This is a genomic window from Pseudomonas tohonis, assembly GCF_012767755.2.
Classification (GTDB): Bacteria; Pseudomonadota; Gammaproteobacteria; order Pseudomonadales; family Pseudomonadaceae; genus Metapseudomonas; species Metapseudomonas tohonis.
The window spans coordinates 3,672,434-3,697,229 of record NZ_AP023189.1; the positions used below are offsets into that span (position 1 = coordinate 3,672,434).

Here is a 24,796-nt window from a genome sequence, read left to right on the forward strand (position 1 = left end):
TGACCGCTCATTCAGGCGCGAGGATATTACGCCCGTCATCCAAAGCCGATGGACGCGCCGTGAAGCTCCACTACGCTTGCTGGGTCGATAGACATCAACAGAGATAGAGGAAAAGTTCATGAGCCAATACGACGTGGTAGTGATAGGCGGCGGGCCGGGTGGTTACAACGCGGCGATCCGCGCTGGCCAGCTCGGCCTGAAGGTGGCCTGCGTCGAAGGACGCGAGACACTGGGTGGAACCTGCCTGAACGTCGGTTGCATGCCGTCCAAGGCGCTGCTGCACGCCTCCGAGCTCTACGAGGCCGCTACCGGCAAGGAATTCGAACTGCTCGGCATCGAGGTCAAGCCCACGCTCAACCTCGGGCAGATGATGAAGCAGAAGGCCGACAGCGTGAGCGCGCTGACCAAGGGCATCGAATTCCTCTTCCGCAAGCACAAGGCCGAATGGATCAAGGGCTGGGGGCGCATCGACGGCCCGGGGCGCGTCGTCGTCAAGGGCGCCGATGGCAAGGAGCAGGTGCTGGAAACCCGGCACATCGTCATCGCCACCGGTTCCGAGCCCACGCCGCTGCCGGGCGTGGAGATCGACAACAAGCGCATCCTCGACTCCACCGGAGCCCTGTCCCTGCCCGAGGTGCCCAAGCACCTGGTGGTGATCGGGGCCGGCGTGATCGGCCTGGAGCTGGGCTCCGTCTGGCGCCGCCTGGGCGCCGAGGTCACCGTGGTGGAGTACCTCGACCGCATCTGCCCCGGCCTGGACGTGGAAACCGGCAAGACCCTGCAACGCGCCCTGGCCAAGCAAGGCATGAAGTTCAAGCTCGCCTCCAAGGTCACCCGCGCCAAGAGCGGCAAGAGCGGCGTCGAACTCAGCGTCGAGCCGGCCGCTGGTGGCGAGGCCGAAACCCTCCAGGCCGACTACGTGCTGGTGGCCATCGGCCGCCGCCCCTACACCCAGGGCCTGGGCCTGGAGACGGTGGGCCTGAGCGTCGACAAGCGCGGCATGCTGGCCAACGAGAAGCACCAGAGCGCCACGCCCAACGTCTGGGTCATCGGCGATGTCACCTCCGGCCCGATGCTCGCGCACAAGGCCGAGGACGAAGCCATCGTCTGCATCGAGCGCATAGCCGGGCACAAGGCCGAGGTGAACTACGAGGTCATCCCCAACGTCATCTACACGCGCCCGGAAGTGGCCACCGTGGGCAAGACCGAGGAGCAGCTGAAGGCCGAGGGCCGCGCCTACAAGGTCGGCAAGTTCCCCTTCACCGCCAACAGCCGCGCCAAGATCAACCACGAGACCGAAGGCTTCGTGAAGGTGCTGGCGGACGAACGCACGGACGAAGTGCTGGGCGTGCACCTGGTCGGCCCCAGCGTCAGCGAGATGATCGGCGAGTACTGCGTGGCGATGGAGTTCTCCGCCTCCAGCGAAGACATCGCGCTGATCTGCCACCCCCACCCGACCCGCTCCGAAGCGCTGCGCCAGGCCGCCATGGACGTCAGCGGCTGGGCGATGCAGAGCTGACGGCGTGATGCCCATGAAAAAGGCGCCTCTCCGGCGCCTTTTTCATGTGAGCCTCGCCAACCACGCCCCCTGGGCGAGGTGGCCTGTGAAGAGCTGAGCCCCCGCAGGATTAACACGTGCGCACCTCCGCACGGGGCTTCCGGCGGACTCCCAGATGCGCGCGGCACACCCTACATCCGCACCCCGAAGCCTGGCCAAGCCCCCTGGCCAGGAGGACGGGTTGTGACCATTCGAATTGAAGCCTCAGAGGATGAACACGTGCCATAGGGTGTGCCGTGCGCACCTCCCCACGGAGCTCCCGGCAGCCCCCCAGGTGCGCGCGGCGCACCCTACATCCACACTCCGAGGTCTGGCTGCCTATAGAAGCTGGTGCTTGTGCAGCAGCCGGTAGAAGGTCGGCCGCGAGATGCCCAGCACCCGTGCCGCCAGGCTGAGGTTGTTGCCGTAGCGCGCCAGCGCGTCGCACAGCGCCTGGTACTCCGCGCGGCGCTTGTAGTCGTCCAGGGTGCCGATCAGCACGCTGTCCATCGGCACGCTGTGCAGGCCCAGGTCCGCCGCCTCGATCTGCTCCCCCTCCGCCAGCGCATAGCCGCGCCGCACCCGGCTGGCCAGCTCGCGCACGTTGCCCGGCCAGTGGTGGCGCACCAGCGCGGTCAGCGCCTCCTCGCTGAACTGCCGCGGCTTGTGCCCGGACTCCAGGCTGTAGAGATCGGCGAAGTAGTTGGCCAGCAGCGCGATATCGCCCTGGCGGCGGCGCAGCGGCGTCAGGCGCACCTGGTGCGGCGCCAGCAACTGGTAGAGCTCCGGGAGGAAGCGCCCCTGCTCGGCCATCAGCTCGATGTCGCGGTCCGAGGCCACCAGCAGGCGCACGTCCAGGCTGCGTGCCGGGCCCTGGGGCTGCGGCAGCTTGCGGGTACGCAGGCAGTGCATCAGGGTGCGCTGCACCTCCAGCGGCAGCTCGCTCACCGCATCGAGGAACAGGCTGCCGCCGCTCGCCGCCTGCAGGCGCCCCGCCGGGCCGAACAGCGCGGCGCTGCAGCCGGCCTCGTCCAGCACCCCGCAGTTGAAGGCCACGAAGGGCCCGCCCACGCGGCGTGAGTAGCGATGCAGCGTGCGCGCCACCAGCTCCTTGCCGGTGCCGCTCTCGCCGAGGATCAGCACCGGCCGGTCCAGCGGCCCGAACTTCGCCAGCTGCTTGCGCAGGTCACGCAGCGGCCGGCTCTGCCCCAGCAGCTCGTGGTCGGCGCCCTGGCGGCTGCCCAGACCGCGCAGCCGGGCGATGCCGAAGGCCCGGCCGAGGAGCCCTTGCAGGCGCGCGGAATCCACCGGGACTTCCACCGTGTCGAAGAACCATTCGCCGGCGAAATCCTCGACCCGCTCCTGGGGCGCGATGTCCCGCCCCAGTAGGCCGATCCACTCGGTGCCGCTGCTGCTGATGAGCGTCTTGATGCGTTCGGGGTTGTCCAGGTGCTCATGCCGCAAGCACAACAGGCCAACGTCATAACCGCCCGCCTGCGCCTGCTGCGACTCGCGACTCTCCACCGTCCAGCCGCTGGCCTGAAGGCGCGGCAGCAGCTGTCGGCACTCCTCACAAGGGTCGATCATCAGCACGCGGCGAGCAGTCGGGGTGATGGTGTCCAACATGTCCCATCCTTGGCGCCAATTTTTTGATTAATGCAATAAAAACAATGGTTTGGCGCTTCTAACTGTAACGCTAGCAATATCTTTGACGGGCTATGGAACCATTTCTTATAGGCATCATCGCGAAGGGTTCTTAAAACACCGAAGCCATCGGGCGCAGGCCCTGCGCAGTGAAAAACCCCGGAGAATCGGCCTCTCGAAAACATGACGCAGCCGACAAAACGCCCCTTGCCCAGGACATTGGTAATAGCACCTTGCCAATAGTCGTATTGATTGGCATAACGTAGGCTTTTCCCCACTAGTTACAAGGATGTATCTGATGCGAATCCTGCGTCGCACGCTGGTGCTTCTGCTCGTTCTGATCCTCCTGGGCCTGGCCGTCGTCCTTTATTACGTCGCCAACCCCAACCTGCCGACCTACAAAGCCCCCGAGCAGCTGCACTACCTCAACCAGTGGGACGAACAGGCTCGCCAGACCTACTACTACACGCCCCAGGGCACCACGGTTAAGGGCCTGCGCTACGACTGGTTCACCGCGCTCGAACTGCCCTTCTCCAGCGACAGGTTCGCCCGCCCGGAATACCTCGCCCGCTTCGGCTTCCTCGTCGACCCGCTGCAGAAGGCCACCGAGATCAACCCCGGCAACCTGCCCGTCGGCTTCGCCCGCCATGAAGACGACGACACCGGCCAGCAGTACCTCGACATCACCTGCTCCGCGTGCCACACCGGCGAGCTGCACTACAAGGGCCAGGCCGTGCGCATCGACGGCGGCGCCGCCCTGCACTCCCTCGCCTCCACCGTGCCCACCCTCAGGGGCGGCGGCTTCGGCCAGGCGCTAGGCATGAGCATGGCCTTCACCTACTACAACCCCTTCAAGTTCAACCGCTTCGCCAAGACCGTGCTCGGCAGCGAATACCCCAAGGGCAAGGACGAGCTGCGCAGCGACTTCAAGGACGTGCTCGACCGCCTGCTCGGCACCGCCTGGAACGACACCCACCGCGGCCTCTACCCCACCGAGGAAGGCTTCGGCCGCACCGACGCCTTCGGCCGCATCGCCAACAGCGTGTTCGGCGACGCCATCGACCCCGCCAACTACCGCATCGCCAACGCCCCGGTGAGCTACCCGCAGCTGTGGGACATCTGGAAATTCGACTGGGTGCAGTGGAACGGCTCCGCCATGCAGCCCATGGCCCGCAACATCGGCGAATCCCTGGGCGTCGGCGCCAGCCTCACCCTGCACCAGGAGAACGGCCAGCCGGTGCCGCTTGACCAGCGCTACGCCTCCAGCGTGCGCGTGCGTGACCTGCACACCCTGGAAGAAACCCTCAAGACCCTGAAGCCGCCGACCTGGCCGGAAGAGGTGCTCGGCAAGATCGACCTGCCCCGCGCCAGCCAGGGCCGCGCCCTGTTCGCCGAGAACTGCGCTTACTGCCACGCCCCCAACCCGCAACCGGTGGACAAGCGCCTGGCGCCCGACCGCGACCCGGAGTGGAAGATGCGCATGATCGCCACCGACAAGATCGGCACCGACCCCACCACCGCCGACAACATCGCCGACCACCGCTTCGACATCACCAAGCTCGGCTGGACCAAGGAGCAACTCTCCAAGCTCGACGTCGTCCTGTTCAGCAAGCCGCCGCTGCAGGACCTCGACTTCAGCAAGATCTCCAGCGCCAAGGGCCTGGCCTACCTCACCGCCTACGTCGAAGACCGCGCCTACGAGCAGGCCGGCATCAGCGGTGAAGAACGCAAGCAGATGGACGGCTACGGCCTGAAGATCGGCGTGCGCGAACTGCGCGCCTACAAGGCCCGCCCGCTGGACGGCATCTGGGCCACCCCGCCCTTCCTGCACAACGGCTCGGTGCCCACCCTCTTCCAGCTGCTCTCCCCCGTGCCCGAGCGCGCCAAGGAGTTCTACGTCGGCAACTTCGAGTACGACCCGCAATTCGCCGGCTTCAAGCACGACAAGTTCCCCGGCGGGTTCCTGTTCAAGACCTCCGTCACCGGCAACAGCAACCAGGGCCACGAGTTCCGCGACGGCTGCCGCCAGAACGGCGTCATCGGCCGCGCCCTCTCGCCGGACGAACGCCTCGCGCTGATCGAATACCTCAAGGTCATGGGCAACCAGAGCCTGGAAGAAAAGCTCAGCCCGGTAGCGCCCAAGCCCTGGACGCCCGGCCCCGCCTGCGAAGGCTGATAGACCGCTGTCACACCCCTCCCCGCCACGGGGAGGGCCTGGGAACGAACAACAAGGACTCCAGCTCCCATGCTCAAGCGCTTCTGGCTCTGGCTCGGCCGCCTCCTCGGCAAGCTCACCCTCACCCTCCTCGTCGTCGGCCTGCTGGGCTGGGGCATCGGCTCGCTCTACTACAGCTGGAAATTCTCCGGCCCCGTCTCCGCCGACGAACAGATCCCCCCGACCGAGGCCAGCGACGCCAAGGCCATCATGGAATCGGCCGTGCGCGTGGTCGAACAGCACCGCGACAACACCCGCGTCCTGCGCGACGCCCACGCCAAGGCCCATGGCTGCGTGAAGGCCGAAGTCACGGTCGCGAAGGACCTCGCCAGCGACCTGCGCGCCGGCGTGCTCGCCGAACCGGGCAAGACCTGGCAAGCCTGGATGCGCCTCTCCAACGGCAACGCCTACCCTCAGTTCGACAGCGCCCGCGACGCCCGCGGCATGGCCATCAAACTGCTCGACGTGCCCGGCCAGAAACTGCTCAACGCCCCGGACCACGCCAACGAACAGGACTTCGTGATGTTCAACCACGACGTCTTCTTCATCCGCGACGTGGCCGAATACCGCAGCAACTTCGAAGCCCAGGCCAACGGCCAGAAGGTCGGCGCCTTCTTCCCCAGCCTCGACCCGCGCACCTGGGAGATCCGCCACATGCTGATCGCCCTGCAGACCCTCGCCCCGGCCCCGGACAGCCCCACCGACACCGTGTACAGCTCCGTCTCCCCGTACAAGCTCGGCCAGGCCAACATCAAGTACCGCGTCATCCCCGACCCGCAATCCTGCCCCGAGTACAAACTGCCCAAGCAGAACACCGACCTGCCCAACTTCCTGCGCAACGCCCTGTACCAGCGCCTCTCCCTGGACCGCGTACCGGCCTGCTTCGCCCTCCAGGTGCAGGTGCAGAACCCGCAGTACTACATGCCCATCGAAGACACCAGCGTGGCCTGGAGCGAGAAGATCTCCCCCTTCCAGACCGTCGCCACCATCAAGGTGCCGGCCCAGGACTTCGATAGCCGCGAGCAGAACGAATTCTGCGACAACCTCTCCTTCAACCCCTGGCACGCCCTCCCCGAACACCGCCCCATCGGCGGCATCAACCGCCTGCGCAAGGTGGTGTACGAAACGGTGAGCGTGTACCGGCATGAACGGAATGGCGTGCCGCAGCCGCAGGCTGAGGTGAAAGAGAGCGAGTGATGAGAGAGGCGAACATCTGAAACTTACCATTCAGAAGCCTCAAGTAGAGCCACGCTTCCTGCCGGAATCGAGAAGCCCAAGCTGACACAAGGAGTGGATTTTTTGTGAGCAGAATCGAAGTAATAGCAGAAAAACTTGCGAACTTGATGGACGTCAAACTTTTTCACATCGAAAAAGATCTCCCTGCTTTTTTGATCGAAACAGCATTATGGATCTTTGTTGACAAGGAAAAAGCCAGCAGCATCACAGAAGCAAAAGAGAACTTAAATCTCAGTGCACTGAAGATACCTGACCAAGCAGCAATTGTTCATATCGTACTCGACAATAACGACCCATCAGAACCAGAAACAACAAGATTACGCCTCGGATTTGATGGAGTAAAACTAAAATACGCATTACAAAGAATACTAGACCTACCGGACACATTCTTTAAAAACCAAGAACAAATGATACAGGAGGCTCTTCGACCGATAGAGGGTCTCTCAGGAGGAGCGATAAAGATGCGCTCTCGCTCTACAGGACCAAACCCTTGGAGCGAATGCAGCGACGCACATAACAGTATAGCGGCATGGACCAATGCATCACTTAGTAGCAATTTACTTTTTGTCGAAGCCGAAGCTGGAAAAGGGAAAACAATACTTTTAGCCTCCTTAGCAAAAAACATATTCGACACAAGCACCGACAAACTCTCTATATACATACCCCTCCGCAAACTACCTTTATCAACCGGTATAAGCTGGGAGAACATCTCTCAACTTATTGGTGTCGTTGGCCTTGGCGCAGAGCGTCTAGCAAAGGCAGTAAAGCTGGGACTTGTAATCATATTTTTAGATGGAATCGACGAAGTCTCTGGGAGATATGACAACACACTAATAAGAGACCTTCTTGAACTCCTGACCGAAAAACTATCCAGCCAAAACTCAAAAGTCATACTCTCAGGACGAAAATCCGAAGCAAGAGCTATAGAAAAAGCCATTTGGACGACGATATCCATAGAATTGCCCTCCCCAGAAAGCCTTGAATTCGAAAGATATATAAATTTTACGATAGAAAAACTTCTTGAGGACTGGAATTATTTTTCCAAAAGCATCCCAATAGAATATCAAGAGCTTCTCGGAAATATTAATGCAGATGAAAAATTAGAGCGTGAAATCCCCGAGATAGCAAACTGGATCGCAACGGTATTCCCTGAAGTCGGCAAAGAGTCCTCTCTATTCTTCATACAAGGGCTCGCCGCTATTGCTATAGGGCGCAGAGCCGGAAATAGGCTTCCGCTAAACCTAGGGAAAAAGCTATTCATTCCGACACTAATGGATGTTTGCATTGCAGCAGCAATATTTGCCTGCCTCCGAGAGCAGAAGAAAATTGATGACATTGCAGAGAGTGCTTACACCGCACCGAAGCAATTAGAAGTTCTCAAAGGCTTTGCTCTACTGGCGTCTGCCTCCAACCAGAGAGATTTACCTACCCCTAATGAGTTAACAGCCAAAGCATTCAACGTCAATACCGTGCACGACCCAGAAATCTACGTAGCGATAAACCGCCAAAACGCAAAGCATGCACTTTTATACTCCACCGAAGCGGTTGGAAACTATCGACCTCAGTTTTTAAGCGATTGGATACGATGCGCCTTTGCTGCACGCCTTCTCAAAGAAAACCCCTCAAGCCTTGGCATATCAGACGATACTGTAGCCTCCACTATTTTTACATCAGATCGATCGCGATATTTATTTTCCGAATTCATGCCCGACATACTAAAAGGCAATTCAATTCCTTTACTTTGGAGAGAGTTCCTTTCAGGAGAAACATGGGCAGACTCTGAACATGCAGTTGCAAATATCTGGCAACTTAGAGCCGCAATAGGCGATGAAAATGTCACATTCAACATACCCAATCCCCTCCCTTTCGCTCAACTGGACCATGCCGAATTCTCTAATTGCAATATTAATCAAGAGCTAAGCGGCGAATCCTTCTATCTTGACAATGCCATATTTTCCGCCTCAACACTAAACAACGTCACCCTTTCCGGCGTCTCACTTGAGCATGTAATATTTCGAGACTGCCAACTTAGCAATATCACAATCAAAGACCGAAGCACAGGTCCAATAACATTCGAGCGCTGCACTCTTCAGAACTTTAAACTCATCGAAACGACATCCACAACCGCGCCCGCAGCAACCTTTATAGACTGCGATTTCGAAGGCTTAGATAACTTAATATCTCAACCTTTTCCAGCTCACGACTCAACAAGCTACGAAGCCTTTGCTGTCTTCCAAAACTGTACAACAGAAACACCCATAAACAAGTTACTCCAAGGAGATTGGATTAATTTACAGCGCCCCATAGAAGGCCTGAAGCCGTTCAGTGCAGAGGTGTCCGACCCTTCGATCGAATGCCTTCGCAGAACACTGGCACCCTTCTTCCCTTCTAGGGTGGGAAGTAGTCCAGACATACAGGCAAGGCGCTATATTCGCCTTTCTGCACTTGGCCGCGGACGCATGCCCGCTAAGTCACCTAGCCCAGATGAACTAAAAAGCATATTGGAAAGCATAGGATTCGCAGATGGGGGTAGATCTGACCACCTGTATGCACCTTGGGCAAGCGTCTTAGGGGGAGCTGAAGAAGAAAGAAAAATCCGAGAGGATATTATTAATTTTTTAATGCATAAGGACATTGAGAGCCCAACAATACAAAAGCTACTGCGAAGAATCAGCCCTTACTTCGTATAAATTATGGCTGTGTCAGCCTTTAACTAGCGATCTACGAGTTAGATAAACCTTGCCCTCCCCGCCCCACCTCCCTATCCTCCCCCGGTCGCGGTAAATCCCGCGACCGGGTTTGACAGCCCGACGAGCTAGGCGCGATTGCGCCACCAGGTGCATGCGAAAAACGGCGAATGTTTTTTGCAGGCATCGGTACGCATGCAGTTTTTGCAACTGCACCGCTTTATGGCGGATCGCGCGGGGAGACCTTCGTGGTCTGCCGGCCCTAGCTCCGGTCTGTCAACCCCGCGCGGTCCGTCACCCTTCGTTTGACAGCGGGTGGTGACGACTCCAAAGACCTCAGCTAGGAGTTACACCATGCACGAAGCACACACCCCTCTGTTCTTCCACCGCAACAGCTACCCCCTGCGCGCCGTGATGATCGACAACCAGCCCTGGTTCGTCGCCGTGGATTTCGCGCGGATGATCGGTGCGCTGCGCCCCTATCGCCTGCCCCAGCGCATGGACCCGTACCAGAAGCGCTGGGTGCTGCTGGAATACGGCACCGGGCTGCGCGAGGAACTGGAGGTGATCAGCGATGCCGGTGCCTACAAGGCGCTGTACCGGTTCAACCACCCGGAGCACCGCAACATCGGCCGCTGGCTCAGCGAGGCGGTGTTGCCGACGCTGTACGACCACCACCGCGACGAAGGGGCCGCGCCGAAGCGGGCCTTCATGAGCTGGGCAAACCAGCAGGTGCATGTGCTCAAGTGGCAGGGCGAGATCTGGCTCGCCCGGGGTGACCTGCCGGTGTTCCTCGCCGTGCACGACGAGCCGGCGCTGCGCGAGTTGCCGAGCTGGAAGCGCGTGCCGCTCGAAGAGTTCTAGCGGCCGGCGCGAACACGGAACGGGCCCTGCGGGGCCCGTTTCCGTGCGGCGTAGGTTGGGCTGAGGGACGAAGCCCAACGTGGCGGGGGGCGTGGTTGCACCCTGCCCCCGCCTATCGCGAATGAATTCGCTCCCACGGAGGCGTGATGCCGGGCATCGCTGGGCGACTGAAGTCGCCCCTACCCCTGCGTGCGATCGCATGCGTAGCCTGGCTTCAGCTTCGCCGGGAGCACCGAGCGTAGGTGCGCGCGGCACACCCTACGGCAGGTGTTTGTCCTGTCAGCGCCCGGTTCGAACCCTGACGGCCTGTCGCGAATAGGTGCGATGCAGGCGGGCGATCAGATCCAGACGTCGTTCTGCGCGGTGCGGTCGCCGCCCTCCTCGCCGGTGTTGAGCACGCCACGGGGCTCGATGAGCATCATCTTCACTTCACGTTCGGCATAGGGTTTGTGCTCGACGCCCTTGGGCACCACGTAGAGCTCGCCGGGGCCGAGCAGGACGGCGCCGTCGCGCAGGTCGATGCGCAGCTGGCCTTCAAGTACCAGGAAGGCTTCGTCGGTGTCGGCGTGGGCATGCCAGATGAAGTCGCCTTCGATGCGCACGACCTTGAACTGGTAGTCGTTCATCTCGGCGACGACCTTGGGGTTCCACTGTTCGCTGAACAGCGAGGTCTTCTGCAGCAGGTTGATGCTCTGGTGATTGGGCTGAAGGGCCATGGTGCGGCTCCGGGTTGGGGAATGAGCCGCCAGACTAGCGAGCCCCGCCGCGCCGCTCTTGTACGATCCTGCAGCTTCAGCGGGCGTGCATGCGCAGCCAGCGCGACGGCGGCAGGCCGTAGCACTGGGTGAAGTGGCGGGTCATGTGGCTCTGGTCGAAGAAGCCGGCGGCCAGGGCGGCGTCGGCGAGGCTGAAGCCGTCGAGCAGCATGCGCCGGCAACGGTCGAGGCGGCGCAGGGTCAGGTAGCGGTAGGGGCTGGTGCCGTAGAGCGCGCGAAAATCGCGGGACAGGCTCCAGCGTTCGCGGCCGCTGGCGTGCTCCAGTTCCTCCAGGCTGAGGTTGCTGCCGAGGTGGCTGTGGATGTAGTCCCGCGCGCGCTCGGCCGAGGCGAAGTCGAAGGCGCGGCGCCCTCGCCGTTTGCCGCCCACGGCCTGCAGCGCCTGGGCCAGGTCGAAGATGGCGTCCTGCTCCTCCAGCGCCTGCAGCGGGTGGTCGATGGCCTGCATGAAGGTTTCGGTCGCCCGGCGCAGGCGCGGGTCGTCGGAGAGGCCGCCGGTCACGAAGGGCAGCGGCTGGCCGCCAAGCACCTGCTGGATCAGCACCGGCTCGACGTAGACCATCCGGTAGTGGAAGCCGGCCTCGGTGCCGGCCATGCCGTCGTGGAGTTCGTCGGGGTGCAGCACCAGGGTGCCGCCGGGCAGGCTGTGGCGCAGGCTCTTCTGGTAGCTGAAGCTCTGCACCCCGGAAAGGGTGCGGCCGATGGCGTAGGTGTCGTGGCGGTGCGGGTCGTAGCCGTGGCCGCCGAAATAGGCCTCGATGCGCTCGATCCGCGCCGGGTGGTCGCTGCGCCGCACCCAGTCCCGCGTGCCGGGCAGCTCGGTCATCCGGCGCGCTTCCGGGGCTTGGCCGGGCGCTCGGTATTGAGCGCCACGGCGGCGAGGAACAGCGCCTGCAATGCGGCCTCGTCGATGCGCTCGCCCGGGTGGATGTCGATGGCGCGACGCGTGTTGCCTTCCAGGCTGGCGTTGAACAGCCCGGCCGGGTCGGCCAGCGCGGCGCCCTTGGCGAAGGTGAGCTTCACCACGCTCTTGTAGGTCTCCCCGGTGCAGACGATGCCGGCGTGGGACCACACGGGCACGCCGCGCCACTTCCACTCCTCGACCACCTCCGGATCGGCGGCGCGGATCAGCTCGCGCACCCTGGCCAGGGTTTCACCGCGCCAGCCGGCGAGCTCGGCGATGCGGGCGTCGATCAGGCGGGCGGCGTCGAGGGCGCCTTCTTCCTCCTTGCTGATGTCCTTGCTCATCGGGTTGTCTCCAGGCGTCGGGGGTTGGTGCCAGGGGGCCGATTGAATACCAGCCAGCGTCAACGCGCCATAGGTGCATGAAGGTGGTGAACGGGGTGGACCGCGCTTCATCGGTCCACCATTTGGGCTCGCCGGTCACTCTGCGGGTGGATGGAAAGAGCGCCATCCACCCTACGCGGCGAAGCCCTGTTGCCGGTTCGGAGGCCCAGCGCTCGCGGGGGTTACGGTGCGTGAGGGTGATGAACCGGGCGTAGGGTGGACCGCGCTTCATCGGTCCACCATTCGGGCTCGCCGGTCACTCTGCGGGTGGATGGAAAGAGCGCCATCCACCTGCGCAGCGCTGCAATCGCGTCGCCCGCCGGGCAGGCTTATCGGGTCAACGACAGCGGCACGCCCCAGAGCGGGTCTTCCTTGCCCTGCTGGCGCAGCGGGGTGAGCTGCAGGGGCACGAGCCGGGACAGCATCTCCTGGTGCCTGTCGCTCAGGTAGCGCGGGGAGATGACGGAGGTGGCGAAATCCATGGGTGCCGGCCAGGTGTAGACGGTCAGGTTTTGCAGCGGGCACTCGATCTTCTGCGCATCGGTCGCCCGGCACTTCGATTTCTGGAAGGCGTAGCTGGGGCTTTTCAGGTGCATGCGCGGGGCCAGCACCAGCTGCCCGCCCTGGACGGTGAAGCTGGCCAGCGCCTTGTCCGCCGGCAGGCGCGCCTGGACCTTGATCGAGGGGACGTCCCGGGAGTCGGTCTGCTGGTAGTAGCCAGCCCCCGCGCCCTGTGTGGTCTGGCTGTATTGTTGCTCGCCCCAGGCCACGCAGGCGCCGCTGGCCACGTGCACGGCGGTGCAGACTTGCTGGGTCTTGATTTCGCTGCCGTAGGTGGCGTCCTTCCACACCTCTTCCCGGTAGTACTCGCGGTACAGCTCGGTGGAGAGGTACGCGGTGCCGTTGGGGCCTTTGCCCGAGCCGGCCGGGCCACTGCGGGCGCCGACCTCGTCGAGCACGCCGCGGATCTGGTAGTCGTCGCCCCCGGTGAGCAGGTACTTGCCGGGCGGCAGGATGTGCACCTCGAAGGCCGTGAACAGGTTGTTGGGCTTGGGGTCGCGCTGCAGCTGGTTGGTCTTGAAGCGGCGGCCGAAGGTGATGTTCGGGTCGTTCTCGTTCTGCCAGATCACCGTGGGCGTCCATTGGGTCATGGTCAGCGCATCGTTCAGCGTCTTGTGCGGCATCACGTCGGCCACCAGCACCACGGCCATGTTCGCCTTCAGCGCGGCGTCGATCTTGTCCAGCATTGGCCCGTTGCTCGGGTCGTCCATGCCGTAGCCGCTCGTGTAGGGCTCGGGCACGCAGCCGGCGAGGGAGAAGGCAAGCAACAAGGCGGCGGACAGGGCAAAAAGCGGGCGCGGCAGTCTCATGCATCGATCCTTGATAGAGGGACCGGCGATTGTCACCGCCCCGACGCGCCAGCGAAATAGTGCGGATGGGCTAGCCCGGCACGCTCGACGAGCGTGCCGGGCGCTGCTCAGAACATCTCGTCCAGCTGCTCGAAGAACAGGCGCCTGGCCGGCTGGTCCGGAATGCCCATCCGGGCGATGAAGCGGTCGGCGGTTGCCGGCGACAGCTCCTCGGCGATGTTGCGGTGGGCGAAGGCGATGTCCAGCCAGCGATCCGCCAGGCCGCCGCGCCCCAGGTCGATGAAGTGCAGGCGTTCACGGGCGTCGATGAAGAGGTTGGCGTCGCACAGGTCGCCATGGGAGAAGACCCGGTCCTCGGTCGGCACGCTGGCGTGCAGGTGGGCGATCAGCGCCTGCGGGGTCGGCAGCTCGGGCCAGGTGTCCGGGTCCCAGTCATCGGCGATCAGCCCCTGGTCGACCAGGTACTTAAGCTCATGCAGGCGCACGGCGGCCGAGGAATCGAACGGGCAGCCGTCGACCGGCACCGCCTGCAGCAGGCGCAGGGCCTCGGCGAAGGCCTGGTACACGGAGGGCTCGTCTTCCATCAGCTCGGCGAGCGGCCTGCCGGGCACCGCGCGGGTGATCATGAACTCATGCCCCTCGCCGGCGGCGCAGGCCACCACTTCGGGCACCTGGAGCTTGCCGTCGAGCCACTGCAGGACGCTGGCCTCGCGCATCACGCTGTAGGTGGTGGGCGCGTAGATGGCGGCGCTCGCCTTGAGGAAGAAGCGGTCGTTGCCACGCTCGAACGCGTGGACTTCGCATGGGGACTCACCGACGCAATCCCGCGTCAGGGGCGCGCCGTCGATGAAGCGCGCGATGCTCTGGGGCAGTACGAATGGCATGGAACCCGCCTGTCGTGGATGGAAAGCGCGCAACGATAGCGCAGCCGGCGGGCCCTGAATGGGTGGAAATTGTGACAGGCCTTGAATGCGGAACCCCGGCACAGGGCCGGGGTTCAAGAGGCGGCGCGAGGCGCTGGCGCAGCCTTCAGTGCCCTGCCGCTGCCGCCTCGCGCCCCTCCTCCCTGCCCAGCGACAGGAACACCACCAGCGCCAGGACGGCGAGCAGCACCGCAGCTGACAGCAGCACCGTACCGTGGGCCGCGGCGAAGGCTTCGCGCCCGGCGTGGGCCAGTGTCGCGGCCAGGCCGGCGTCGAGGTGCCCGGCGGTGACCAGGGTGTCCGCCAGCGAGCGCATCGCCTGGTCCCCCAGGGCCTCGGTCAAGCCGCCCGGCAGCTGGATGGCGGCACCGTAGACGCTGGAGAGCAGCACGCCGAAGGCGGTGATGCCCAGCCCCGTGCCCATCTCGTAGCCGGTGGCCTCCAGCGCGCCGGCGGCCCCCGCCTTGCTGGCCGGCGCGGCGCCCATGATGGCGATGGACGATGCGGTGAGGCCGGTGCTCAGGGCCAGGCCCAGCAACACCAGCAGGCCAGCCACCCACACGCCGTCGTTCAGGTCGCTCAGCCCCAGGCCCGCCAACGCGGTGGCCGAGCACAGCAGCGTGGTGGTCGCCACCCGGCGCAGGCCGACCAGGGCGACGAGGTAGCCGGCCAGCGGCCCGCCGACACCGGCGGCGATCATCAGCGGCAGCAGGAACAGGCCCGCTTGCAGCGGCGTGCGGCCGAGCACCAGCTGCAGCTCCTGGGCGATGGTCAATTCGGTGCCGGCCAGGGCGCCGGAGACCACCAGCGCCATGATCAGGCCGGAGCGGATGGCCGGCCGCGCGAACAGGCCGAGGTCGAGCATCGGCTCGGCGCTGGTGAGCTGGCGGCGCACGAAGTCGGCCAGCAGCGCCAGCCCCAGCAGCAAGGTGGCTGCGCTGGCCCAGGACGGGCCGCCGGGCGTGAGGCCGGACTTGAGCGCGTGCACGGTGGCGATGATGCCGGCGATCAGCAGCAGCGCCTGGCCGATCTTCCAGCCGCCAGCGGCGCTGCCTTCGTCACGGGGCACCAGGACATGGGCCAGGGGCCAGATGAGCACCATCAACGGCAGGTTGATGAGGAACACCGAGCCCCACCAGTAGTGCTCCAGCAACGCACCGCCCACCAGCGGGCCGAGGGCCGCACCGGCGGAGGCGACGGTGCCCCACAGGCCCAGGGCGATGCCCCGCTCCCTGGGCGATTCGAAGGCGCGACGGATGATCGCCAGGGTGCAGGGCAGCACCATGGCACCGCCCACCGCCATGCCCGCGCGGGCGGCGATCAGGGCCGCGGCCGTGGGTGCGTAGGCCGCCGCGCAGGACATGGCGACGAACATCAGCAGGCCGGCGAGCAGCATGAAGCGGCTGCCGATGCGGTCCGCCAGGGTGCCCATGGGCACCAGCAAGCCGGCCATGATCAGCGGGTAGATGTCGATGATCCACAGCACCTGCTCGCCGCTGGCCCCGAGGGACAGGGTCAGCGACGGCACGGCGATGTGCAGCACCGTCATGTCGATGACGATGGGCAGGTAGGCCAGGACTACCACCAGCAGGACCAGCCAGCGGTTGCCCGGTGGATGGCCCGCTCTCATCGGCTCTCCACGGCGGCGTCGGCACCGCTCCAGCCGCCACCCAGGGCGCGGAACAGGTCGACCAGGGCGAGCTGCCGCTGGGTGCTGGTCTCGATCAGCGTCGAGTCGTTGAGGAAGGCGTTGCGCTGGGCGTCGAGGTAGCGCAGGTGGCTGTCGACGCCACCCTCGTAGCGGGCCTTGGCCAGCTTCAGGGTCTCGTTGCTGGTGTTGGCCAGGGCGCGGCGGGCCGCTTCCTCGCGACGCAGGGTGTCGGTGGCGGCCAGGGCGTCGGCCACTTCGCGGAACGCGGTCTGGATGCTGCCTTCGTAGGCGGCCACGGCGGCGTCCTTGCGCACTTCAGCCAGGTCCAGGTTGGCGGCGTTGCGACCGGCATCGAAAATCGGCAGCGTCAGGGTCGGCATGAAGCTCCAGGAGCGCGAGCCGCCATCGAACAGGCCGGACACCTCGGCGCTGGAGCTGCCGAAGCTGCCGGTGAGGCTGATGCGCGGGAAGAACGCCGCGCGGGCGGCGCCGATATCGGCATTGCGCGACTTCAGCCGGTGCTCGGCGGCGAGGATGTCGGGGCGCCGCTCCAGCAGTGCCGAGGGGGCGCCGGGGGCGATGTCCTGGATCAGCAGCGGCTCGTCACGGGGCGTCTCGGGCAGCGAGCGGGCGGCATCCGGGGTGCCGACCAGCAATACCAGGGCGTTGAGCGCCTGCTGCTTCTGGCGCTGGTTGGCCTCCAGCTCGGCACGGGACTGCTCCACCAGCCCGAGGGCTTCCTGGTGGTCCAGCGCGGTGGCGGCACCGGCGGCGCGGCGCTGTGTGGTGAGGTCGAGGGAGTCCTCGCGGCTGGCCAGGGTCTGCCGGGTCAGGGCCAGGCGGCGCTGGGCACCGTCGTAGGTCAGGTAGGCCTGGGTGACTTCGGCGACCAGGGCGATGCGCGCGCTGCGGCCCGCCTCCTCGGTGGCCAGGTATTGCTCCAGGGCCGAGTCGGTGAGGCTCTTCACCCGGCCGAACAGGTCCAGCTCGTACTCGGGCAGGGACAGGCCCGCCTGGTAGCTGCTGGTGACGGTGGAGGCACCGGTGCCGGAGAGGTCCCCCGGCACACGCTGGCGGCTGCCCGAGGCGCTGGCGGAAAGCCCCGGCACGCGGTCGGCGCGCTGGATGCGGTATTGCGCGCGGGCCTGCTCGATGTCCAGCAGGGTCTGGCGCAGCGAACGGTTGTTGGCCAGCGCCTCCCCCACCAGCCGGCGCAGGTCGGCGTCGACGATGAAGGTGCGCCAGTCCAGCTCGCTGGCGGCCTGGCCCTGCCTGGCGGCGGGGCCGGTCCATTGCGCGGCCACCGGGGCTTCGGGGCGTTCGTAGGTGGGGGCCATGGAGCAGCCGCCCAGGGTCAGTGCGATCAGGAGCGCCGATGCGCTGAAGGCGTTTCTGTGCATGGCGATCACTCCAGGACCTTGGTGGTTTCTTGGCTGGCCGCCGGGCGGCTGCGCAGCAGGGACAGCACCCAGACGAAGCAGATGGGCACGAAGATGACGCCCAACAGCGTGGCGCTGAGCATGCCGCCGATGACGCCGGTGCCCAGGGCGCGCTGGCTGGCGGCCCCGGCGCCGGTGGCGAGGGTCAGCGGCACCACGCCGAGGATGAAGGCCATGGAGGTCATGATGATCGGGCGGAAGCGCAGGCGCGCGGCCTCGATGGCGGCCTCGCGCAGGCTGTGGCCCTGCTCCCAGAGCTCCTTGGCGAACTCGACGATGAGGATCGCGTTCTTCGCCGCCAGGCCGATGATGGTGATCAGGCCGACCTTGAAGTACACGTCGTTGGGCATGCCGACCGAGGTCACCGCGAGCACCGCGCCGAGGGCGCCGATGGGCACGATGAGCATCACCGACAGCGGGATCGCCCAGCTCTCGTAGAGCGCCACCAGCAGCAGGAAGACCACCAGGATGGCCAGGGCGAACAGTTGCACCGCCTGGCCGCTGGCGACCTTTTCCTGGTACGACAGGCCCGTCCACTCGTAGCCGATGCCTGCGGGCAGCTGGCCCACCAGGTGTTCGAGCTCGGCCATGGCCTCGCCGGTGCTGACGCCGGGCGCGGCGTCGCCGGAGATGCGGATCGACGGGTAGCCGTTGTAGCGCACCAGTTGCACCGGGCCCTCTTCCCAGCGGGTGGTGACGAAGGCGGAGAGCGGCACCTGCTCGCCCTTGGCGTTGCTGACGTAGAGCTTGAGCACGCTTTCCGGGGTCATGCGCTCGCCCTGCTCGGCCTGCACCACCACGCGTTGCTGGCGGCCGGCGTTGGAGAAGTCGTTGATCACCGAGGAGCCGAACGCGGTGGACAGTGCGCTACCGATGGTCTCGAAGCTCACGCCCAGGGCGCGGGCCTTCTCGCGGTCGATCTCCAGGCGCAACTGCGGCGCTTCGGCCAGGCCTTCCATCATCGCGTAGAGGATCTTCGGGTTGCCGTTGGCCTGGCCCAGCAGCTGGTCACGGGCTGCCAGCAGCGCTTCGCGGCCGAGGCCGCCACGGTCCTGCAGGCGCAGGGCGAAGCCGCCGGAGTTGCCCAGGCCGTCGATGGGCGGCGGGGTCACGGCCATGATCGCGCCGTCGCTGACGCCGGCGAGGTTCTGGTTGGCCAGCAATGCCTCGGCCCCGGCCGATTGCTCGTCGCTGCGCTCGGACCAGTCCTTCAGGGTGGGGAACGCCAGCGCGGCGTTCTCGCCCATGCCGGAGAAGCTGAAGCCCATGACCAGGAAGGTGTTGGCCACGGCCTCGCGGGAGCCCAGGTACTGCTCCAGCTGCTGGCCGGTGACGTCGGTGCGCGCACGGGTGGCGCCCGGCGGCAGTTGCACGTCGACGATCATGTAGCCCTGGTCTTCGACCGGGACGAAGGATTCGGGCAGGCGCAAGTAGAAGTAGCCGAGCAGCGCCACCAGGCCGGCGTACACCAGCATGAAGCGCCCGGCACGTTTCACCAGGCCGCCGTTGAGGCGGGTGTAGCCCTGGGTGAGGCCGGTGAAGCCGCGGTTGAAGGCGCCGAAGAAGCCGCGCTTCTCATGGTGCCCCTTGGGGATCGGCTTGAGCAGCGTGGCGCACAGGGCCGGGGTGAAGGTCAGGGCGAGGAAGCCGGAGAACAGGATCGACACCGCCAGCGACAGGGAGAACTGCTGGTAGATGACGCCCACGGAGCCGGCCATGAAGGCCAGCGGCAGGAACACCGCCGAGAGCACCAGGGTGATGCCGAGGATGGCGCCGGACACCTGGCCCATCGCCTTGACCGTGGCGGCGCGCGGCGACAGGCCTTCCTCGGCCATGATCCGCTCGACGTTCTCGACCACGACTATGGCGTCGTCCACCAGGATGCCGATGGCCAGCACCATGCCGAACATGGTCATCATGTTCACCGAGAAGCCCAGCAGGTACATGACGCTCAGCGTGCCCGCCAGGCACACCGGCACCACGATGGCCGGGATCAGGGTGTAGCGCACGTTCTGCAGGAACAGGAACATCACCAGGAACACCAGCACCATGGCTTCGAGCAGGGTGTGGATCACCTTCTCGATGGCCACGTCGACGAAGCGCGAGGTGTCGTAGGGCACCGAGTATTCGACGTCGTCGGGGAAGTTCACCGACAGCTCGGCCAGGCGCTGCTTGATCGCCTCGGCGGTCTGGATGGCGTTGGCGCCCGGGGACAGCTGGATGGCACCGGCCACCGAGGGCTTGCCGTTCAGGCGCGAGGAGAAGTTGTAGCTCTCGCTGCCCACTTCCAGGCGGGCCACGTCCGCCAGCTTCACCGAGGAGCCATCGGGGTTGGCGCGCAGCACGATGCGGCCGAACTCCTGCGGGTCGTCCAGGGTGCCCTTCACCGCGAGGGTGGCGGTCAGCTCCTGCTGGGTGCTGCCCGGCGAGCTGCCGAAGGCACCGGCCGGCACCTGCACGTTCTGCCCACGGATGGCGGCGCTGACGTCGTCGATGGACAGGCCGTAGCCCACCAGCTTCTGCGGGTCGATCCAGACGCGCATCGCCGCTTCCGAGGAGAAGAACTGCAGCTTGCCGACGCCAGTCACCCGGCGCAGCTCGTTGTTGATGTTGCGCGCGGCGTAGTCGCCCAGGAACGTGGTGTCGCTGCGCTGGGCACCTTCCTTGTAGTTGAGGGCGTAGATGAGCAGGAAGCCGGCGCTGGTCTGCTCGACCTCGACCCCCTGGGTGAGCACCGCCTGGGGCAGGCGCGACTCGGCCTTCTTCAGGCGGTTCTGCACGTCCACCTGGGCCAGCTCCGGGTTGACGCCGGGCTGGAAGGTGACCACCACCTCGCCGGTGCCGTTGGAGTTGCTGGTGGACTCGAAATACAGCAGGCCCTTGGCGCCGTTGAGCTCTTCCTCGATCACGCTGGTGACCGAGTCCACCAGCACCTGCGCCGAGGCGCCCGGGTAGGTGGCGGTGATGGTGATCTGCGGCGGCGCGACGTTGGGGTACTGGGCCACCGGCAGCATCGGGATGACCAGCAGGCCGGCCAGGGAGATGAACAGCGCCACCACCCAGGCGAAGTTGGGGCGCTTGATGAAGAACAGAGACATGGATGTTTCCTCGCGGCGATACCGGCCTTACTGGCGGGCTGCCTGTTGCTCCTGGGTGGGACGCGCTTCGACCTTGGCACCCGGCTGCAGGCCGGTGAGGCCACCGACGATCACGCGGTCGCCGCTGGCCAGCCCCTGGCTGATCTGCCAGCGCGCGCCCTGCATGGCACCGGTGTGCACGGGGCGGGCCTCGACACGCTCGTCGGCACCGATCACCAGCACCAGGGCACTGCCGTCGGCCGCGCGCTGCACGGCACGCTGGGGCACCAGGATGGCGTTGGCATCGCTGCCCTGGGGCGCGCTCACCCGGACGTACATGCCGGGCAGCAGCACGCCGTCGGGGTTGGCGAACTTGCCACGCAGGGACACCTGGCCGGTGCCCGGGTCCACCGAGACGTCGGTGAACAGCAGCTCGCCCTGGCGTTCGTAGTCGGTGCCGTCGACACGGATGCGCAGCGCCTGGCTGTCGTCGGCGGAGAGCGTGCCGCCCTTGAGCGCTTCACGCAGGCGCAGGGCGTCGGCCACCGGCTGGGTGAAGTCGGCATAGATGGGGTCGAGCTGCTGGATGCGCGCCATGAGCGTGGTCTCGCCCTGCCCCACCAGCGCACCTTCGGTGACCAGCGCGCGGCCGATGCGACCGGAGATGGGCGCCTTGACCGAGGCGTAGCCCAGGTTCAGGCGCGCGGTCTCCAGGTCCGCCTGGGCCGTACGCACCGCCGCCTTGGCACTGCGCAGGTCGGCGGTGGCGGTGTCGAAGTCCTGCTGGCTGACCGCTTCGATCCTGGCCAGGGGCTCGTAGCGCTTGACCCGCGCCTGGGCCTCGAAGAGGGTCGCCTCGGCCCGCGCCAGCTCGCCCTCGGCGCGGGAAACCGCCGCCTTGAGCGGTGCCGGGTCGATCTGGAACAGCAGGTCGCCGGCCTTGACGTCCGCCCCTTCCTCGAAGCGCTTGTGCACCACGATGCCCGCCACCCGGGCACGCACCTCGGCCACACGCATGGGCTCGATGCGCCCCGGCAGCTCGCTGGTCAGCACCAGCGGCTCGGCCACCACCGCCACGACGTCCACCGGCCTGGCCACTTCGGCAGCCGCCTCCGGCTCGCCCGATCCCCCGCAACCGGCCAGCGCCATGGCTGCAACCCATACCGAGACGGTTCCTACTGCACGCAATCTGCCCATGTTTCACCCGGACCCTAGACTGGAAAGGCGCGCATGATCTTTCATTGATCAAAATGAGTCAATATTGTCTCATTTGAATCTTTTGTTATTAATCATGTCTTGAACCGTTGAAGCCCGAGGGTTTTTCTGCACAATGCGCCCAATCCGAAACTCAAGGCGGGACCCTTCCATGTCGCTGACAGCACAAGACGAACGACTCCTAAAGGCGCTGGCCGTCGCCTTCGTCGAGCGTCCGCGCGCCACGCTGAAGGAGCTGGCGGAAGCGGCCGGCGTGAGCAAGGCCACGCTGCACCGCTTCTGCGGCACCCGGGACAACCTGGTGGAGATGCTCATCAGCCATGGCGAGAATGTCATCGGCCAGATCCTCTCCGGCGGCGACCTGCAGCACGCACCGCCCCTGCAGGCCCTGCACAGGCTGATCGGCGAACACCTGATGCACCGCGAGCTGCTGGTGTTCCTGATGTTCCAGTACAACCCCGACACCCTCGATCCGAAGGCCGAGGACGACCGCTGGCAGAGCTACTGCGTCGCCCTGGACAAGTTTTTCCTGCGCGGCCAGCAGGAGGGGGTGTTCCGCATCGACATCAGCGCGGCGGTGCTCTCGGAGCTGTTCCTCTCGCTGATCTTCGGCATCGTCGACGCCGAACGCCGCGGCCGCATGGCCCGATCCGGCTCGGCGGCGATCCTCGAGCAGATCTTCCTCCACGGTGCGGCGGCGCCGACCCGCGCCTGACGGCGAGAGTGGTCGCAGGTTGCTCCAGCTCCACCGAAGAGCGAACCGCCCCAGCAGCACGCGCGATCGCGAAGGCCACATAAAGAAAAACGCCGCCTCCCCGGCAACGGGGAGGCGGCGTTCTTACAGGGGCGCGGCGCCTGTCAGCGCAGGCCGTCGACCATCGCGGCGGCGACGCTGAGCACGTCCTGGCCGAGCTTCATGGAGCGCTTGCCGTCCCAGCCCGTTTCCGGGTTGGGGTTGTCGTCGTGGTCCTTGAACGGCATCTCGATGGTGAACGACAGGCAGTCGAACTCCATGCCGACGGCGTTGCAGGCCAGGGTGGTGTTGGCCTTGCCGGGTTCGTCCTTGGCGTAGCCGTAGCGGGTCTGGAAGTCGGCGCCCATGTCCACCAGGCGACGACGGAATTCCTCTTCGAGGCGTTCCAGGCGCGGGCTATAGCCCGGGTTGCCTTCGCAGCCGGCGGTGAACACGTGGGGGATTTCCTCGTCGCCGTGGATGTCGAGGAACAGGTCCACGCCGACCTTGCGCATCTGCTGCTGGACGAAGAACACCTCGGGGCTCTCGGCCTCGCTGGCCGATTGCCAGGCGCGGTTGAGGTCCTTGCCGGCGGCGTTGGTGCGCAGGTGGCCACGGAAGGCGCCATCGGGGTTCATGTTCGGCACCAGGTATAGGTCGGCCTTGGCCAGCAGCGCGTTCAGCTCGGCGTCGTCCTTGTTCTTCAGGCGCTCGATCACACCTTCCATGTACCACTCGGCCATGTGCTCGCCGGGGTGCTGCTGGGCGATGATCCAGATCTTGCGCTGGGCCGCCGGGTTGCGGCTGACCCGCAGCAGCTGGATGTCGCGGCCCTCGATGCTCTTGCCGGTGGCGAACAGCTCGGCGCCGGCGTTGGCCAGGGCGTCGACGATCAGGCGGTCGTGGCGTTCGCGGCTGTAGGGCTCGAAGTAGGCGAACCAGATCTGCCCCTCGCGCGGTTGCAGGCCGAAGTGCAGGCCTTTCTCGTCGAAGTGGCTGGGCACGCGGAACCAGTTGACGTGGTCATAGGACGCGGCGGCGTTGTAGCCGGTCCAGGCGTGGGCGTAGGCCGACTGGCCGGCGTTCACCAGGCTGAAGTCGTGGCATTGGCCGGGGGTCATGCCCTCGACCTTGAAATGGAACCACTGGAAGTGGTGGCTCTTGAGGTCCGGGCGCATCGCCAGCAACAGGTGCTGCGGATTGCTGGCGTCCTTCACCTCGATATTGCCGCTATCGAAGTCCGAGCTGATTTTCATGGCTACCTCAGGCGTGGGTATCAGGGTTGCGCGAAAGGATGGCAGGTCGCCCGGCACGGCGAAACGCGCCAGGCGACAAAGAGTTGCGCAGAAGGGTAATCAGCGGGCTTCGAGGCGCGCCAGGCGCTCTTCGAGTTCGGCGACGCGGGCCTCCAGCTGCTCGATGCGCGAGTCGCTGGCGGCACGGCTCTCGCTGCGCTCCGGGGCGCTCTGCCGCGCGGCCAGCAGCTCTTCGAGGTCGGCCTTCTCGCCCAGCAGGTGCATGTAGCGATCCTCGCGCTGGCCCGACTGGCGCGGGATCAGGGTGACGAGGCCACGCGCAGCGAGGCGTTCGAGGTTGTGCTGCACCTGCTCGACGTCGTCGAACTCATGCATGCGGCCGCTGCGGGTCAGCAGCTCGTTGAGGGTCTGCGGGCCGCGCAGCAGCAACAGGCCGAGCAGGATCAACTGGCCGTGCACCAGCTCCAGGGTCTTCTCCGCGCGCTGCTCCCAGCGGTCGGCCCGGCTGCCCATCACCAGCCGCGCGAGCCCGCGCCCCTCGAGCACCCGCATGCCCTGCCCCACCTGGCCTGCGGTCAGGTTCATCACCGGCTCGCGGCTGGTCTTCTGGTTGCTGGCCAGGACCAGCGCATTGAGGGTCAGCGGGTAGGACTCCGGCGTGGTGGCCTGCTTCTCGATCAGGCTGCCGAGCAGGCGGACCTCGACGGCGGAAAGGGGCTCGTTGCTGAAGGGGGTTTCGATCTCGCTGGACATGTCGCCATCCGATGGTGGGAAAGGGCCATAGCCTAGCGTGACTCCCCGCTCCTTTGCACCGCGTTGCGCCCCTGGACTCAGCTGTTCGCTTCCCTGAACAGCCCAACCGGCCGCGACGCCCGGAAAGTGCCGT

General features: G+C 65.4%; 18 protein-coding genes. 6 read left to right on the plus strand and 12 right to left on the minus strand.

Annotation, left to right across the window (positions count from 1 at the left end; translation table 11 throughout):
- Positions 1-118 precede the first annotated feature (118 nt).
- Complete coding sequence (lpdA, locus tag HSX14_RS16700; protein WP_173178117.1) at positions 119-1,519, plus strand: dihydrolipoyl dehydrogenase; 1,401 nt, start codon at positions 119-121, stop codon at positions 1,517-1,519.
- Between the two features lie 357 nt (positions 1,520-1,876).
- Here lpdA and HSX14_RS16705 read toward each other — a convergent pair whose 3' ends face one another.
- Entirely contained in the window at positions 1,877-3,163 is a 1,287-nt protein-coding gene (locus HSX14_RS16705) for a sigma-54-dependent transcriptional regulator (protein ID WP_173178116.1), read from the minus strand.
- Positions 3,164-3,479: 316 nt separating this feature from the next.
- Here HSX14_RS16705 and HSX14_RS16710 point away from each other — a divergent pair, with 316 nt between their 5' ends.
- The 4 genes from HSX14_RS16710 (at position 3,480) to HSX14_RS16725 (ending at position 10,183) form a co-directional block, all read left to right on the plus strand.
- Positions 3,480-5,357, plus strand: coding sequence for a di-heme-cytochrome C peroxidase (locus tag HSX14_RS16710; RefSeq protein ID WP_173178115.1), 1,878 nt, complete (start codon positions 3,480-3,482; stop codon positions 5,355-5,357).
- Positions 5,358-5,426: 69 nt separating this feature from the next.
- The gene (locus HSX14_RS16715; RefSeq protein ID WP_173178114.1) at positions 5,427-6,593 is read left to right on the plus strand and encodes a catalase family protein; all 1,167 of its coding nucleotides are present in this window, start codon (positions 5,427-5,429) and stop codon (positions 6,591-6,593) included.
- Positions 6,594-6,697: 104 nt separating this feature from the next.
- A complete protein-coding gene (locus HSX14_RS16720) occupies positions 6,698-9,322 on the plus strand; it encodes an NACHT domain-containing protein (RefSeq protein WP_173178113.1) in 2,625 nt (874 codons plus the stop codon).
- A 351-nt stretch (positions 9,323-9,673) separates the two neighbouring features.
- On the plus strand, positions 9,674-10,183 hold the full coding sequence (locus HSX14_RS16725; protein WP_173178112.1) for a BRO-N domain-containing protein: 510 nt from the start codon (positions 9,674-9,676) through the stop codon (positions 10,181-10,183).
- 338 nt (positions 10,184-10,521) lie between these two features.
- Here the strand turns inward: HSX14_RS16725 and HSX14_RS16730 are convergent, their stop codons facing one another.
- The 9 genes from HSX14_RS16730 to HSX14_RS16770 all read right to left on the minus strand — a co-directional run bounded on the left by HSX14_RS16730 (position 10,522) and on the right by HSX14_RS16770 (position 21,903).
- Positions 10,522-10,899 (minus strand): cupin domain-containing protein, encoded by a 378-nt coding sequence (locus tag HSX14_RS16730; RefSeq protein ID WP_173178111.1) that lies wholly within the window; start codon positions 10,897-10,899, stop codon positions 10,522-10,524.
- A 76-nt stretch (positions 10,900-10,975) separates the two neighbouring features.
- The gene (locus HSX14_RS16735; protein ID WP_173178110.1) at positions 10,976-11,785 is read right to left on the minus strand and encodes an AraC family transcriptional regulator; all 810 of its coding nucleotides are present in this window, start codon (positions 11,783-11,785) and stop codon (positions 10,976-10,978) included.
- Positions 11,782-12,207, minus strand: a complete 426-nt coding sequence (locus HSX14_RS16740) for a DUF1801 domain-containing protein (protein WP_173178109.1) — start codon at positions 12,205-12,207, stop codon at positions 11,782-11,784. Before HSX14_RS16740 ends, HSX14_RS16735 begins: the two co-directional genes overlap by 4 nt.
- Positions 12,208-12,575: 368 nt before the next feature.
- Positions 12,576-13,616: a hypothetical protein gene (locus HSX14_RS16745; protein ID WP_173178108.1), complete on the minus strand. Its 1,041-nt coding sequence runs from the start codon at positions 13,614-13,616 to the stop codon at positions 12,576-12,578.
- 107 nt (positions 13,617-13,723) lie between these two features.
- Positions 13,724-14,500: an APH(3') family aminoglycoside O-phosphotransferase gene (locus HSX14_RS16750; protein ID WP_173178107.1), complete on the minus strand. Its 777-nt coding sequence runs from the start codon at positions 14,498-14,500 to the stop codon at positions 13,724-13,726.
- Between the two features lie 145 nt (positions 14,501-14,645).
- Positions 14,646-16,169 carry an MFS transporter gene (locus tag HSX14_RS16755; RefSeq protein ID WP_173178106.1) on the minus strand — a complete coding sequence of 508 codons (1,524 nt, stop codon included), beginning with the start codon at positions 16,167-16,169 and terminating at the stop codon, positions 14,646-14,648.
- On the minus strand, positions 16,166-17,590 hold the full coding sequence (locus HSX14_RS16760) for an efflux transporter outer membrane subunit (RefSeq protein ID WP_173178105.1): 1,425 nt from the start codon (positions 17,588-17,590) through the stop codon (positions 16,166-16,168). The genes HSX14_RS16755 and HSX14_RS16760 overlap by 4 nt, the downstream gene beginning before the upstream one ends.
- A 5-nt stretch (positions 17,591-17,595) precedes the next feature.
- On the minus strand, positions 17,596-20,727 hold the full coding sequence (locus HSX14_RS16765; protein ID WP_173178104.1) for an efflux RND transporter permease subunit: 3,132 nt from the start codon (positions 20,725-20,727) through the stop codon (positions 17,596-17,598).
- A 27-nt stretch (positions 20,728-20,754) separates the two neighbouring features.
- Positions 20,755-21,903, minus strand: coding sequence for a MexC family multidrug efflux RND transporter periplasmic adaptor subunit (locus tag HSX14_RS16770; protein WP_173178103.1), 1,149 nt, complete (start codon positions 21,901-21,903; stop codon positions 20,755-20,757).
- Positions 21,904-22,072: 169 nt separating this feature from the next.
- Here HSX14_RS16770 and HSX14_RS16775 point away from each other — a divergent pair, with 169 nt between their 5' ends.
- A complete protein-coding gene (locus HSX14_RS16775; protein ID WP_173178102.1) occupies positions 22,073-22,636 on the plus strand; it encodes a TetR/AcrR family transcriptional regulator in 564 nt (187 codons plus the stop codon).
- A gap of 143 nt (positions 22,637-22,779) precedes the next feature.
- Here the strand turns inward: HSX14_RS16775 and HSX14_RS16780 are convergent, their stop codons facing one another.
- Both HSX14_RS16780 and HSX14_RS16785 read right to left on the minus strand, forming a co-directional pair.
- The gene (locus tag HSX14_RS16780) at positions 22,780-23,910 is read right to left on the minus strand and encodes a M14 family metallopeptidase (protein WP_173178101.1); all 1,131 of its coding nucleotides are present in this window, start codon (positions 23,908-23,910) and stop codon (positions 22,780-22,782) included.
- 99 nt (positions 23,911-24,009) lie between these two features.
- Entirely contained in the window at positions 24,010-24,663 is a 654-nt protein-coding gene (locus tag HSX14_RS16785; RefSeq protein ID WP_173178100.1) for a YceH family protein, read from the minus strand.
- Positions 24,664-24,796 lie beyond the last annotated feature (133 nt).

Excerpts from the sequence above, each read along its gene's own strand:
- lpdA (WP_173178117.1), top strand. The coding sequence starts at position 119 with ATGAGCCAATACGACGTGGTAGTGATAGGCGGCGGGCCGGGTGGTTAC.
- HSX14_RS16705 (WP_173178116.1), bottom strand. The coding sequence starts at position 3,163 with ATGTTGGACACCATCACCCCGACTGCTCGCCGCGTGCTGATGATCGAC.
- HSX14_RS16710 (WP_173178115.1), top strand. The coding sequence starts at position 3,480 with ATGCGAATCCTGCGTCGCACGCTGGTGCTTCTGCTCGTTCTGATCCTC.
- HSX14_RS16715 (WP_173178114.1), top strand. The coding sequence starts at position 5,427 with ATGCTCAAGCGCTTCTGGCTCTGGCTCGGCCGCCTCCTCGGCAAGCTC.
- HSX14_RS16725 (WP_173178112.1), top strand. The coding sequence starts at position 9,674 with ATGCACGAAGCACACACCCCTCTGTTCTTCCACCGCAACAGCTACCCC.
- HSX14_RS16730 (WP_173178111.1), bottom strand. The coding sequence starts at position 10,899 with ATGGCCCTTCAGCCCAATCACCAGAGCATCAACCTGCTGCAGAAGACC.
- HSX14_RS16735 (WP_173178110.1), bottom strand. The coding sequence starts at position 11,785 with ATGACCGAGCTGCCCGGCACGCGGGACTGGGTGCGGCGCAGCGACCAC.
- HSX14_RS16740 (WP_173178109.1), bottom strand. The coding sequence starts at position 12,207 with ATGAGCAAGGACATCAGCAAGGAGGAAGAAGGCGCCCTCGACGCCGCC.
- HSX14_RS16745 (WP_173178108.1), bottom strand. The coding sequence starts at position 13,616 with ATGAGACTGCCGCGCCCGCTTTTTGCCCTGTCCGCCGCCTTGTTGCTT.
- HSX14_RS16750 (WP_173178107.1), bottom strand. The coding sequence starts at position 14,500 with ATGCCATTCGTACTGCCCCAGAGCATCGCGCGCTTCATCGACGGCGCG.
- HSX14_RS16755 (WP_173178106.1), bottom strand. The coding sequence starts at position 16,169 with ATGAGAGCGGGCCATCCACCGGGCAACCGCTGGCTGGTCCTGCTGGTG.
- HSX14_RS16760 (WP_173178105.1), bottom strand. The coding sequence starts at position 17,590 with ATGCACAGAAACGCCTTCAGCGCATCGGCGCTCCTGATCGCACTGACC.
- HSX14_RS16765 (WP_173178104.1), bottom strand. The coding sequence starts at position 20,727 with ATGTCTCTGTTCTTCATCAAGCGCCCCAACTTCGCCTGGGTGGTGGCG.
- HSX14_RS16770 (WP_173178103.1), bottom strand. The coding sequence starts at position 21,903 with ATGGGCAGATTGCGTGCAGTAGGAACCGTCTCGGTATGGGTTGCAGCC.
- HSX14_RS16775 (WP_173178102.1), top strand. The coding sequence starts at position 22,073 with ATGTCGCTGACAGCACAAGACGAACGACTCCTAAAGGCGCTGGCCGTC.
- HSX14_RS16780 (WP_173178101.1), bottom strand. The coding sequence starts at position 23,910 with ATGAAAATCAGCTCGGACTTCGATAGCGGCAATATCGAGGTGAAGGAC.
- HSX14_RS16785 (WP_173178100.1), bottom strand. The coding sequence starts at position 24,663 with ATGTCCAGCGAGATCGAAACCCCCTTCAGCAACGAGCCCCTTTCCGCC.